Source organism: Phormidium pseudopriestleyi FRX01 (genome assembly GCF_017313335.1).
Classification (GTDB): Bacteria; Cyanobacteriota; Cyanobacteriia; order Cyanobacteriales; family Laspinemataceae; genus Laspinema; species Laspinema pseudopriestleyi.
On the sequence record NZ_JAFLQW010000041.1, the window covers coordinates 1 to 12,554 of the forward strand.

Here is a 12,554-nt window from a genome sequence, read left to right on the forward strand (position 1 = left end):
GACCAATGACACTAGAAAAGGAGGATTTTTGGCGTGGAGTGGACAGTTAAGGCAATTCGTGGAGCAATTACGGCCTCGGACAATACGATTGAGGCGATTCGAGAGGCGGTGAGTGAACTGCTTGACGAATTAGAAGCCCGGAATAAGCTGGATCCGGAGTTAATTATTAGTGCGACTTTTTCCGTGACGCGGGATCTGGATGCGATTTTTCCGGCTGCGATCGCCCGTCAACGACCCCACTGGGAAAATGTCCAGTTGTTGGATGTGCAGCATATGTATGTTCAGGGAGATTTAGAGCGATGTATTCGATTTTTGATTCACGTCAACGTTGCGGCAGCTCATACAGAGATTTATCATCCTTATCTGCGTCATGCCCAAAATCTTAGACCGGATTTGAGTTTTACCTCCGTTGGGGAATGGTGAAGGGGACAGGTTAAACCTTAGCGGGGGTCCGAGAGTAGAACTGAAGTCCAGGACCGATCGCCCCTCCAAGGCCCAGATAAGAACCCAGAAAAGCCCCTCCCCCTGGATCCGGTGTGAGGGGCGATTTTTTTTAAACTTTTTCGAGTTTGCGATCGCCACGATGACGGTGATGAAAGCGAATCCCCAGAACAACATCGTACAGGAAACTCCAAAAGTCTTTTCCCTGGAAGATTCCCAGACACAGAGGCGAGCCTTTGGCTTCTAAAAGGGGTCTGGTTTCTCGATAAGCTCGCTGGTAATAGTACCAGGGAATCGAGGGCCATAGATGGTGAATCAGATGGTAATTCTGTCCCAAGATTAGGATATTGAGAATGGGACTGGCATAAATCCGAGCATTTTTCCAGCGATCGCGCTCTTTAAAAGGTCGATGGGGCAGATAATCAAAAAACAATCCCAGGGCCAACCCCACCACTAAAGCCGGAGAAAACCAAAAATTGAGAATGTAGCCAAAACAGTCGTATTGGCAAGCCACATAGACAATAGTTGCTACAAACAAGCGGCTTAAAACCCATTCCAACAGCTCATATTTCCGCCACAGTCGCCGTTTAAAGAAAAAGATCTCGTGGTAAAAAAACCGCGCCGCAATCAGCCATAGGGGACCCCCAGTGGAAACAAAGTGGTCCGGGTCATTCTCCGGGTCATTGACATGGGCATGATGTTGATGATGGACCCGAGTAAACACAGGAAACGCGAATCCCAGCATCAACGCGCTGCCATGACCTAAAATGGCATTCATGAGGCGATCGCGATGGGCCACATTATGGGAAGCATCATGAATCACCGTCCCCGCCAAATGCAGGGCGAGAACATTCGTACAAAAGCAACACCATGCGGGCCAGTCTAACCGCCAGTATCCCAAGGTCGAGATCCCGATCAAGGCGAGTGCGCCAAAAAACATCAGCAGGGTCGGATTGAAGTCGCCGGGAGGCCCCAGTAACTCTTTCGGAACAGTTCGGGGCGGCATCGCCTCTGGCATTGTCGTCGTAACTCCTTTCAACAGATCCTCAAAAAATGTATGATCAGCATTCTTAAATATAAAGTTTTGTGAATCCATCAGTCTAATCCTGGGGATTTCTATAAATATTATTTATAGATACGAGACTCAATGGTCAATTAGCTGCAACTGTCTTTGAGGGTACAACCAAAAAGGCAGTCGATCTACGGACTGCTTTCATCTCTACCACTTTTTCGAGGATTATAGATAGGAGTCTTTAGCAGCTAATCTTTTGATGAAACACGACCCTCATCAGCTAGGAACATACTTCTACCCCCCCTTGGACGTTCATGCAATTGCGAAACTTTCTGCGTCGAACCAAAATAGTCGCCACCATAGGCCCGGCTACGAGTCAGCCGGAAATCCTCCGAGAACTCATTGAAGCGGGTGCAACCACCCTGCGACTCAATTTCTCCCACGGGACCCACGAAAATCATCAGCGAAGCATTCGCCTGATCCGACAGATCTCGTTTGAGCTCAATCAGCCCGTCGGAATTTTACAAGACCTCCAGGGACCTAAAATTCGCCTGGGCCAATTTGAGTCAGGGTCAATTTACCTGCAAAAAGGTGACCCGTTTATTTTGACCAGCCGATTCCTGTCCTGTAACCAAGAAATTGCCTGTGTCACCTATCCAGCCCTCGCCGATGAAGTTCCTGAAGGGGCCACGATCCTCATCGATGATGGTCGCGTCGAAATGCGCGTGGAGAAAGTGGACCGGGTGACCCGAGAACTCCACTGTCGCACCGTGGTCGATGGGACCCTCTCCAACAACAAGGGGGTGAACTTCCCTGGGGTGTACCTGTCTATCAAGGCCCTCACGGACAAAGACCGGGAAGATTTACTCTTTGGTCTGGATCAAGGGGTGGATTGGGTGGCCCTGAGTTTTGTCCGCAATCCCCAGGACATTCTCGAAATCAAAGAACTGATCTCCGCCAGTGGCAAGAACGTTCCAGTGATTGCCAAAATTGAAAAGCATGAAGCGGTGGAACAAATGGAAGCCATCCTGCCCTTATGCGATGGGATTATGGTGGCGCGGGGGGACCTGGGCGTAGAAATTCCCGCTGAGGAAGTCCCGATTGTCCAAAAACGCCTGATTGCCACCTGCAACCGTTTGGGCATTCCGGTGATTACGGCGACCCAAATGTTGGACAGTATGATGCATAGCCCCCGGGCCACTCGTGCGGAGATTTCTGACGTAGCCAATGCTATCCTCGATGGTACTGATGCGGTGATGCTCTCCAATGAAACTGCAGTGGGGAAATATCCGATTGAGGCGGTGGCAACGATGGCCCGGATTGCCTGTCGCATCGAACATGATCAGACGATTGGTCAGGGTTCTACTTACGATCGCAGTCGTTCGATTCCCAATGCCATTAGTCAAGCGGTGGTCAAAATTGCCCAACAACTGGATGCCGGGGCGATTATGACTCTGACCAAATCTGGGGCTACTGCCCGAAATGTCTCTAAGTTTCGGCCCCAAACCCCGATTCTGGCGGTGACCCCTCATGTGGATGTGGCCCGACAGTTGCAATTGGTTTGGGGGGTTAAACCCTTGTTAGTTTTAGATTTACCCTCCACGGGACAAACCTTCCAAGCGGCGATTAATGTGGCCCTGGAAAAAGACCTGCTGCAAGAGGGGGATTTGGTGGTGATGACTGCTGGTACTCTGCAAGGGGTTTCCGGTTCGACGGACCTGGTTAAGGTGGAAGTGGTGACGGCGGTACTCGGTAAGGGGATCGGTCTGGGTCAAGGTTCGGTGAGTGGTCGGGCGCGAGTAGCTCAGACGGCCCTAGATGTGGGCAATTTTGGTCCTGGGGAAATTTTGGTGGCCCCGCGTACCAATGCGGATTATATTGATGCGATTCGCAAAGCGTCGGGAATTGTCACCGAGGATGATAGTTTGACTTCTCATGCCGCAGTGATTGGATTGCGATTAGGCGTTCCGGTGATTGTTGGGGTCAAGAATGCCACGAAGTTGATTCGCGAAGGGGCAATTCTAACGATGGATATGCAACGCGGGTTGGTTTACTCTGGTGCGATTTCCCAAACCGATGCCGTGTTGACGACTTGATTTCCGGGGTCTAGGGACGGGTGGGAGTCTCCAGGAACAAGGGTGAACAGTCGGCTGATCGGATGTCTCATTTCTGGCCCAGTTTAAGTTGGCCGATCTTGATTTGTGCCGCTTAAGAAGGCCCGATCGCCCAGATTATTTCTGGATTGAAGATGCGCTTGGGATTGGGGGAACGGAGACGATCGCCCGGTTATCATCACAGACAAACTCATAACCGGAAATATGTGCGATCGCCGGACCACCCACTGCGCCACGTCATCGGATTGTTTGAGATTTACAACCCACTGAACTAGCGGCGATTGATGACGATAACTGAGGGTGATTTTTTCAATAAAAAATTAAAAAAGTTGGACCTATCACAAGTAATTGCACGAATTTGAGGTGGCGCGATTCCCATCGCGCTTTTATTTTGGGGTCATGACGGGTAAGTCGATATGGGAGGGATAAATGGCGTTTCTATGCAGGGTTAGGGTAGTGTTTCCTTGGGCCGGATATCGGGCAAAGGTGTCGGCATCATGACCGGCGATCGCCACGCGCAGGCGATGTCCTTTCTGAATTAGCACGGAGGTGGGTAATAAGTCAAATGACAGTTCCATGACTTCCCCCGGTTCTTGGGGTTGTCCATCTTGCCGTTCAAAGGAATGATAGGGTCCAAAAACGGCATAAGGGGGGTTTTCTGGAGAAATCTGCCGATGCAGCGATCGCAATTGTCCTTCGGTCACATATAGCACTTCTCCCTGTTCATCGACATCTTCAAGATATACATAAAAAGCCCCGTCGTTGACGGTAGAACTCACATAGAACGTGATTACAGGATGTCCCGTAATTTCCATCGCTTCTGACAGGGGTGAACTTGTATAGGTCAATAATTTTTGGTCTGACCCAGCCCGATTTTTGTATATCACATCTTGCCCCCCAGCTTTGGTATGCCAACGGTTATCGGTGCCAGTGGTGGCCTCGAAGTTCACGGCATATTCATCGGTCCCCGCTTCCATATCGGGTGCAGCTTGGGTCAAACTGTTATCTTCGCCGAAATACCAGGATTGGGAGACAATCCCTTGAGGCGGCCAAACTGGGGTAGTCTTCCATTGGTCCTCTACCATTGTGTAATAGCGGATTTCCCGGGTAATCGGAGGGCGATCGCTATCATCTTTCAGATAAGTATCAAAAAACTCTAACAATTCTTCGATTTGTTCATATAAAGGGGGGTCCGGAGATAGATCCTGCGGTTGATAAGGACTGGCATCTTCCGTCCCGCCATGATTCCAGGCCCCGATGACGACTTTCTGGGGATTACGATAAGTGAGAAACCGACTGAGTGCACCATTCGCAGTTCCGGCATCTAACCAACTGGCGATACTAAATATGGGAACTTGGGAACGGGAAATTTCCTCCTGAAAGCGGTAAGGGCTAAAGTCTTGAATGGTTATCCCCGTTGTGCCATAGCGATCATCGCGATAGGTGATAGTTTGGGCAGCTTTATATACATCCAGGTTGGCAGTGCGATCGCGAATGGCTGACGCTTGCAGGGTCCCATCGCGATCGGCATCCACAGGTTTTGCCCCAGTAATCACCACTTTCAGGGCGTCACAAATTGCCCCTTCGAGTTGTTCCATTAAACAGACAAAATCGCGATCGTTGGCATCTAATCGTTGATTATTTTCACTCCAACGCTGGACAAACCATTCATTAAAAATACCGCCAGGAAAAGCCAGTTGCGTGTAAGGGTCAAAGTCATTAAATCGCGGGGCGATCGCCAGGACTGCCGGATGATTTAATCGTCCTAAAAATTCTGTCGAATTCCCAGCATAAGAAGTCCCATAACTCCCGACTTTCCCATTAGACCAAGGTTGGGCAATAATCCAATCGACAATTTCTCCATAATCTTTAATTTCATCCGGGGACCAAGGATAAATTTGGGTCCCGAAGGAGGAACCCGTTCCCCTAGAATCAACTAAAACCAAAGCATAACCGGCATTATTCGCCAGTTGTGCCTCGGGATAGTTGGGGTCAAATTCAGGAAAATAACCCATAATTCCCAGCGATCGCCAGTAGCGATCCATTCGCATCAGGGTGGGGATTTTTTCATCGGGGTTTAATTGTTTTGGCAACCAGATATCAATGGCAATTTTGACGCCATCGCGCATGGTTACATACAAAGCTTGATTGGTGGGGTAACGGGATGAATCCAGGTTTTCTACACCGATTAACCCGGATAAGGGAGAGACTTTTGCCCAGGTTTTTCCTCCGGGTTCCAGTCCGAAAATTAGGCTAAAAATCAGAGAGAGAGTGAAGAGGAGGGGGCGATACCATCTGGGTTTACACTGTCTCCGTTGATCGTTCATAGAGGACTATTTTTATAGACTGCACTGTTTCTATTTTAAACGGGAGTTTTTATTCTGGGGATGCTGAAGTTTTGGGGGGATTCAAGGGGAAATTTGATGCAGGAGGGAGGGAGAAACGGAACGCCTAAGAATGATATCCTTTGGAGGCGATCGCCACCGATGCAGGATGAGATTAATCAAGGCATGATGGGGGATGGACAAGGTATCCCACTTACAATATCCCCCATCATGCCTTTTCTCTCTGAGGCAGAATCAATCGTGAGTCACTGTCCCTAAAAATTTGTCACCTTGTCCCAACTCAGCTATAAACTAAATAAATTCACGTCCTAGATCAGAGGTACAGTTTTAGACCCCAGGGACAAGAAACCGGGTTTTTCTCCAGATTGGTTGCTAAAGCGTAAAAAGTTTGTGAAAAAACCCGGTTATCTTCCCTCTACAGTACCGAAGTCCTAGGAAGTGCTTTCCTCGGGATATCCGCATTGATGCTAAAATTACCTAGAACTTCAAATGTTAAACAATAAAAAGCAAATATTCGGCTGGGTGATGTATGACTGGGCGAATTCTGCCTACGTTACGACGGTATTAGTTGCTTTGTTGCCGCCTTACTTTGCCGCAGTCGTTGTTCCTCCAGAAGGCGTGAATATAGGCGGGGCCTATTTCACTGCTGAGTCAATTTGGGCGTTGATGATTAGTTTTTCGGCCTCTGTTGTGTTTATTTTTGCCCCGGTTTTAGGAGCAATTTCTGATTTTTCTGCGTCAAAAAAGCGATTTTTGATGTTGTTTTGCTATGGAGGAAGTTTAGCGACAGTTGCCCTAGTTTTTTCGAGTTCCGGGGATATCTTGCAGACAATGATATTGTTTGTTATCGCTCAAATTTGTTTCGTGGGTTCTAATATTTTCTACGATGCTTTTCTGCCGCAAATTGCTTCAGACGACCAGATAGATTGGGTCTCAGGAAAAGGGTTTGCTTACGGCTATGTGGGAGGGGGACTGCAACTGGCAATCTCTTTAGGATTAGTCATGGGGCATAATGCCATTGGCATTTCCCAGGAACTTGCCGTCAGACTGGCGATCGCAATGGCGGGTTTATGGTGGGGTGGATTTGCCATTATTACCTTTTTAAATGTGCAAGAAGAACCCCCAGTAGAATCCTTACCTGCTACTTATCAACATTTGCCCAAATGGAGGGCTTATACCGAAGTTGGTATCATCAGAATTCTCGTCACCCTCCGCAAGGTCAAGCAGTTTAAACACCTGTTATTATTTCTAATTGCCTACTTGCTCTATAATAATGGCATTCAAACGGTTATGGCGATGGCAACCATCTACGGACAACAAGAAATTGGCCTGGGAACCACAACCTTGATGGTGACGTTATTATTCATCCAATTTGTTAGTATTTTTGGGGCATTAGGCTTTAGCAAATTGGCCGAACGAGTAACGGCTAAAAAAGCATTGATGCTGAGTTTAGTAGGCTGGTGTCTGGTGATTGTTTACGCCTACTTTTTGACCAATGCCACGGAATATTTTATCCTAGGAGGAATTGTCGGCATCGTGCAGGGGGGGTCTCAAGCCCTCAGTCGCTCATTTTATGGGGGAATGGTTCCCATTCATGCATCAGCAGAATTTTATGGATTTTATTCAGTCTTTAGCAAAGGTTCGGCAATTTTAGGACCGTTAACTTTTGCGGCAATTGGGTTTATAACCGGCAGCAATCGCCTCGCTATTTTAGGGGTGATTGTGTTTTTCATCTCCGGACTCATTTTGTTAGGTTGTGTGAATGTAGACCGGGCAAAAGATGCTAGAAATTCGGTGGAATTTAGGCAACATTAGAATGCTTTAAGCCGCACCCTGAAGGGTGGGGCGTTTGCGGACAAAGCCCTGTCAAGGTGGTAAATTTAATGACGCTCAATCGTTGTTTCATGTAGGGGTTTGGTCTCCAACCCCTCTGATCTGATGTAGGGGTTTGGTCTCCAAACCCTCTTGAGGCTACTTTCTTTATAACTACTGCAAGACTGGCTATATAGCAGTTTTCAATCCTAGAAATGCTATACTCAAACGGTCAAACCCTCTGGTCCCGTATAAATCAAAATCGGGATGCGGTGTTGCCGCATCCCGATTCCGAGAAAATTACAATAAATGTGAGGTGACTACCCCAGGGCCAACTACGGAGTAGCAACTAAGTAAGGAGAGGGAATTGCTTCTGCCTTGCCAGAATTCACCAACGCTTGATAGACAAAGGCGGCGACTTCTGCACGGGTTGCTTCCCGATTCGGATTGAACTGACCGATTTGGGGATAGTTGACCACCAGTTGATTTTCCGTCGCCCCCGCTACTGCTGTCAAGGCATAGTCGGGAATTTGTGCGGCATCATTGTAGCGTGAGAGGGCAGCAGTATCATTGGTGCGTAATCCCAATCCGCTGACTAAGGCAACGATCGCCTGGACTTTAGGAATTTCCTGATTGGGACGAAATACCCCTTCCGGATACCCTGCCAAGAATCCGCCTCGGTACGCCACAGAGATTGCATCGGCCCCCCAGAAACTGCTCGTCACATCCCGAAACGCCATTCCCTGGCGTTGTGCCGTCGGTGCAAATGCTTTGGCGACGATCGCCGCAAATTGAGCGCGAGTCACGGGTTCATTCGGTTTAAATGTGCCATCGGGGAATCCGGCAATAATCCCTTTTTTAGTCAAAGCGCTGATATACGCTTGCGCCCAATGTCCTTCTACATCCTGAAAGGCGATTTGCACATTCGCGGGAACAAAGTTAATCGAACCGATAATCCGATCGCGATCAATATCATTCCCCACCGCCTGAATCAATTCCGAAGACACACTATATAACGCATGGCGTCCATTATTACGGATGCGGTTCTGTCCCTCACTAGATGCCGTCCCCAAGTCCGGACGCGCCGAAGAAATCACCACAATCCCATCCCGTTCATTACCCTCGATCGCATTCTCCCGTAAGACAGGAGTTGCCGAATTGGAAATCACCATCCCATCAACATTCTGGGAAATCGTATTCCCAATCACGAGAACCGATGAAGTTCCCCCGACTGCCAAACCAAATCCTGTATTCTGAAAAATGTTCCCTCGGACTTCACCGCCTGCTTCCCGGGCGATGGAAATCCCGTTTGCCTCATTTTCAATAAACACGTTATTTTCAATTTTCGGTGAGGCATTGCCGGTGACGAAAATCCCATCCCGACGACTATTTTTGAACGTGCTATTCCGAATCACTGGATTCGTGGATTCGATCCATAAACCCGTTCCACTAGCATTCGGGTTCGTAATCGTTACCCCTTCAATGGTGCTAGTATTGGCGGCATTCACTGTCACATTTTGACTGGCAAAGGTGCGACTCAGATAAGTACCACCGCCAATAATCAGAACCCCTTGTCCTTTGTTGCTGTTATTTCCCCGCAGAGTCACTCCAGATTTCACCGGAAGGGGAAACGACTCCCCAGTATCTTTACTATAAGTTCCAGCAGCTAACTGAATCACCGTGCCTGTTTGAGCTTTTTGCAGTGCATAAGTGATAGTGCGATAAGCTGCTGCTTCACTGGTTCCAGCATTGGTATCCCGTCCCAGTTGCGGGTTGACATAGAGGACATTATTCGTTGCAGCAGCAATCGGGATATGGCCGCTTCTCACTTGGGCGAGGATTGGGAGTACCGTTGCTGCACCTGTACAGAGTAATAAGGCAGCTAAACTGGCGGGAAGAGAGGCGATGGCGCGACGAGATTTAGATTGATTGTTCATAACAGTAGAAGATTTAGAGGTAGAATATTGACGTTTCATCAGGGAGTGTTAATCCGAACGTCGATTTATTTTTCACCCTCTCAATGTACTCACCCTCTCCCCAGTACGGAAAACCGATTGGGTCACTCTTTTAACTGACTCCTATACTGCCAATTGCGCCAATTTCCCCAGAAAGTGCAGACTGTCTGGAGATGCATCCCGGGGAGAATTTATATTTAGACAGAGAATAAAGATAAACTGTAGGACAGTCCACCAAGTGGTATAGCGATCGCCTGTCATCATGCCCTAGAGGTTTCAGGATATTACCCTAACCCTCATCAGCATAAAATCTCCGGACTATGACATTTTAATACCAAATGTGCCTGAAAATATCAGGAGCGATCGCCAGAGTCAGTATAAGTCAGAGTCGCAACAATTTCCCGGAGGCGATCGCGCAAATCGCCGTATGCCACCTCATCCAACACGGGGAATGAGTCTGCCGTGGCGACTGCCTCAGTTAGCTGTATCCATGACTTACATCCGCCATACGCCTGAGTGTAAGCAATTTCTCGCGGTTCGGAGAGACGATAGGTCCGTAATAGCAGCAGGTAAAGGGGTTGGCGCGGTTTCCACTGGAGGCGATCGCGAACAAAGCGATCGTTCCATATCTGATACGGTTGCAACGCCGATTGCACCACAGCCGCAATTTCTTCCGTTTCCACGGCGATCGGCCACAAATCCGTAATCTTAGCCCAACTGCCAATCCGCACCCGTTCTGGATGCCATCCCGACGCCACTGGGGTGACATTCTCAGCATACTCCGACTTGAGCAACTCGGGTTTTTGATGCTCAAACGTCGGATACAGCAACACCTCCGACTCGGGAACCCTGAAGTGACCCCCCACTTCCCGAATCCCACCTTTACGGAGTAACAGGATTGTCTCCCCTCGTTCCAACGCTTCCACTGCGATCGCCCATTCCTTCAAAGCAGCCGTTAATTCCATGCAAACACCCATGTTTAGACGAATCGTTACAATAAGAAAGCCTACTGTAAAAAGTAGTCTTCATTTTAGTTTAAAAGGTCAACATGGAAACGAGAACATTAGGCAAATCTGAGTTAAAAATTACCCCCATCATTATGGGAACCTGGCAAGCTGGCAAAAAGATGTGGGTAGGCATCGAAGATCAGGACATCATCCAAGCCCTCCGCGCCGCTTATCACGCCGGAATTACCACGTTTGATACAGCAGAAGCCTATGGCGATGGATATTCGGAACAAATCGTCGCCTCCGCCCTGTCCGATGTGCGAGAAAATGTCATTTATGCCACCAAAGTTTTCTCAAACCATCTGAAACATGACCAAGTAATCGAAGCCTGCGATCGCTCCTTAAAAAACCTCAAAACCGACTATATCGACCTCTATCAAATTCACTGGCCCTCGGGAACTTGGGGAGGTGAAACGGTCCCCATTGCCGAAACGATGGGAGCAATGGTCAAACTGAAAGAACAAGGCAAAATTCGGGCAGTCGGTGTCTCCAACTTTAACCGTGTCCAAATCGAAGAAGCGGCGCAATATGGACAGATTGATAGTCTGCAACCCCCCTACTCTTTATTCTGGCGAAAAATCGAAACCGACCAGATGCCCTACTGCGTCGAAAACGACATTTCAATTATCTCCTATTCTTCCCTTGCCCAAGGACTTTTAACCGGCAAATTTGGACCGGATCATCAATTTGCAGAAGGTGACCATCGCTCTAAAAATAAACTCTTTTCCGATAAAGAGAATTATGCTCGGGTTCAAGAAGCATTAGACAAACTCCAACCAATTGCAAAACGCCATAATTGTACCTTAGCCCAACTCTCCTTAGCTTGGTTAATTGCCCAACCCCAAACCCGTGCGATTGTAGGCGCAAGAAACGAGCAACAAGCTACAGATAATGCTAAAGCCGCCGATGTGAAGTTGTCCCCAGAAGAGGCCAAAGAAATTGATGCGATCGGGCGAATTGTTACCGACCAACTTGATGACAATCAAGTGATGTGGAACTTCTAAAACTCCCGGTTTAAAAAGCCCCCCTGACCCTGGCGATCGGGTTAGGGGCTTACCAGGATGTCTTGGTTAGTCAAAGTGCTGTATTTTTTATAATCTCAGGGATTTGCAATATTTAAACACAGTGAAAATGATTTTTTTCAAACCCTCAAAATTAACATAAATTAATATAATATCGGGTTCAAATATGATTTAATATAAATAGAAACATTTCCACAATCAAACATGGGAAAAGCAGACATTAGTAGCAAGAGACTAATCGCCCTCGCCCCGGATGGATGGGTGAAATGGGTCACCAAAACACCCGACATGGTAGCCCAAAACCTTCTCGATTCCGAATTCCAATGGATTAGTCGAGATACCGACACCCTGATCAAAGCCTATAGCCCGACAACCGGAGAAATTCTCGCCCTCAACGAATTCCAATTTCATCCCGATCCGCGAATGCCGCGAAGGATTCGCGCCTATGCCGGACTCGCGGAAGAAAAATATAACATCCGCGTCTATCCAGTCCTGATCAATATTTTTCCCCCCGAAGGAAACACCCCCATTTTGGACCACTATGAATCCGAAGTCCTAGGACTGAAGGCAAGACAAGACTATCGGGTAATTAACCTCTGGGAAACTGATGTAGAACTCGCCTTTGAGCCCAATCTCAAGGGATTATTACCCTTAGCACCCGTCATGAAAGACGGCGCAAGCGAAACCATATTACGCCGTGCCTCCCTCCGTCTACAAGATGAAGAACGGGGAGAAGATTTACAACGATTGTTGGGAATTTTTGCTACATTTGTATTAGGAACCAATCTGGTGGAGCAAGTTATGGACTTAGAAAGACAAGCATTACTGGAATCTCCCTGGGGTCAA

11 protein-coding genes are annotated in these 12,554 nt (G+C 48.1%); 7 read left to right on the top strand and 4 right to left on the bottom strand.

What is annotated here, in order from left to right:
- Positions 1-33: 33 nt before the first annotated feature.
- Positions 34-423 (top strand): chorismate mutase, encoded by a 390-nt coding sequence (gene aroH / locus J0895_RS01525; RefSeq protein WP_207086383.1) that lies wholly within the window; start codon positions 34-36, stop codon positions 421-423.
- A 130-nt stretch (positions 424-553) separates the two neighbouring features.
- Here the strand turns inward: aroH and crtR are convergent, their stop codons facing one another.
- Positions 554-1,459: a beta-carotene hydroxylase gene (gene crtR, locus J0895_RS01530; RefSeq protein WP_207086392.1), complete on the bottom strand. Its 906-nt coding sequence runs from the start codon at positions 1,457-1,459 to the stop codon at positions 554-556.
- Positions 1,460-1,767: 308 nt separating this feature from the next.
- Between crtR and pyk the strand changes: the two genes are divergently transcribed.
- Together pyk and J0895_RS01540 are read left to right on the top strand one after the other, a co-directional pair.
- Complete coding sequence (pyk, locus tag J0895_RS01535) at positions 1,768-3,549, top strand: pyruvate kinase (protein WP_207086384.1); 1,782 nt, start codon at positions 1,768-1,770, stop codon at positions 3,547-3,549.
- A 152-nt stretch (positions 3,550-3,701) separates the two neighbouring features.
- Complete coding sequence (locus tag J0895_RS01540) at positions 3,702-3,842, top strand: hypothetical protein (RefSeq protein ID WP_207086385.1); 141 nt, start codon at positions 3,702-3,704, stop codon at positions 3,840-3,842.
- Between the two features lie 111 nt (positions 3,843-3,953).
- Here J0895_RS01540 and J0895_RS01545 read toward each other — a convergent pair whose 3' ends face one another.
- Entirely contained in the window at positions 3,954-5,894 is a 1,941-nt protein-coding gene (locus tag J0895_RS01545) for a CocE/NonD family hydrolase (protein ID WP_207086386.1), read from the bottom strand.
- A 96-nt stretch (positions 5,895-5,990) separates the two neighbouring features.
- Between J0895_RS01545 and J0895_RS01550 the strand changes: the two genes are divergently transcribed.
- Together J0895_RS01550 and J0895_RS01555 are read left to right on the top strand one after the other, a co-directional pair.
- On the top strand, positions 5,991-6,170 hold the full coding sequence (locus J0895_RS01550; RefSeq protein ID WP_207086387.1) for a hypothetical protein: 180 nt from the start codon (positions 5,991-5,993) through the stop codon (positions 6,168-6,170).
- Between the two features lie 231 nt (positions 6,171-6,401).
- On the top strand, positions 6,402-7,727 hold the full coding sequence (locus tag J0895_RS01555) for an MFS transporter (protein WP_207086388.1): 1,326 nt from the start codon (positions 6,402-6,404) through the stop codon (positions 7,725-7,727).
- A gap of 332 nt (positions 7,728-8,059) precedes the next feature.
- Here the strand turns inward: J0895_RS01555 and J0895_RS01560 are convergent, their stop codons facing one another.
- Entirely contained in the window at positions 8,060-9,700 is a 1,641-nt protein-coding gene (locus tag J0895_RS01560) for a DUF1565 domain-containing protein (protein ID WP_242540976.1), read from the bottom strand.
- 332 nt (positions 9,701-10,032) lie between these two features.
- Positions 10,033-10,644, bottom strand: a complete 612-nt coding sequence (locus J0895_RS01565; protein ID WP_207086389.1) for a DUF1802 family protein — start codon at positions 10,642-10,644, stop codon at positions 10,033-10,035.
- Between the two features lie 83 nt (positions 10,645-10,727).
- Between J0895_RS01565 and J0895_RS01570 the strand changes: the two genes are divergently transcribed.
- Both J0895_RS01570 and J0895_RS01575 read left to right on the top strand, forming a co-directional pair.
- A complete protein-coding gene (locus tag J0895_RS01570; protein ID WP_207086390.1) occupies positions 10,728-11,690 on the top strand; it encodes an aldo/keto reductase in 963 nt (320 codons plus the stop codon).
- Between the two features lie 222 nt (positions 11,691-11,912).
- On the top strand, positions 11,913-12,554 hold a 642-nt coding region (locus J0895_RS01575; RefSeq protein ID WP_207086391.1), incomplete at its 3' end, for an Rpn family recombination-promoting nuclease/putative transposase.

Excerpts from the sequence above, each read along its gene's own strand:
- J0895_RS01550 (WP_207086387.1), top strand. The coding sequence starts at position 5,991 with ATGCAGGAGGGAGGGAGAAACGGAACGCCTAAGAATGATATCCTTTGG.
- J0895_RS01565 (WP_207086389.1), bottom strand. The coding sequence starts at position 10,644 with ATGGAATTAACGGCTGCTTTGAAGGAATGGGCGATCGCAGTGGAAGCG.
- J0895_RS01555 (WP_207086388.1), top strand. The coding sequence starts at position 6,402 with ATGTTAAACAATAAAAAGCAAATATTCGGCTGGGTGATGTATGACTGG.
- J0895_RS01570 (WP_207086390.1), top strand. The coding sequence starts at position 10,728 with ATGGAAACGAGAACATTAGGCAAATCTGAGTTAAAAATTACCCCCATC.
- pyk (WP_207086384.1), top strand. The coding sequence starts at position 1,768 with ATGCAATTGCGAAACTTTCTGCGTCGAACCAAAATAGTCGCCACCATA.
- J0895_RS01540 (WP_207086385.1), top strand. The coding sequence starts at position 3,702 with ATGCGCTTGGGATTGGGGGAACGGAGACGATCGCCCGGTTATCATCAC.
- crtR (WP_207086392.1), bottom strand. The coding sequence starts at position 1,459 with ATGCCAGAGGCGATGCCGCCCCGAACTGTTCCGAAAGAGTTACTGGGG.
- J0895_RS01545 (WP_207086386.1), bottom strand. The coding sequence starts at position 5,894 with ATGAACGATCAACGGAGACAGTGTAAACCCAGATGGTATCGCCCCCTC.
- J0895_RS01560 (WP_242540976.1), bottom strand. The coding sequence starts at position 9,700 with ATGAAACGTCAATATTCTACCTCTAAATCTTCTACTGTTATGAACAAT.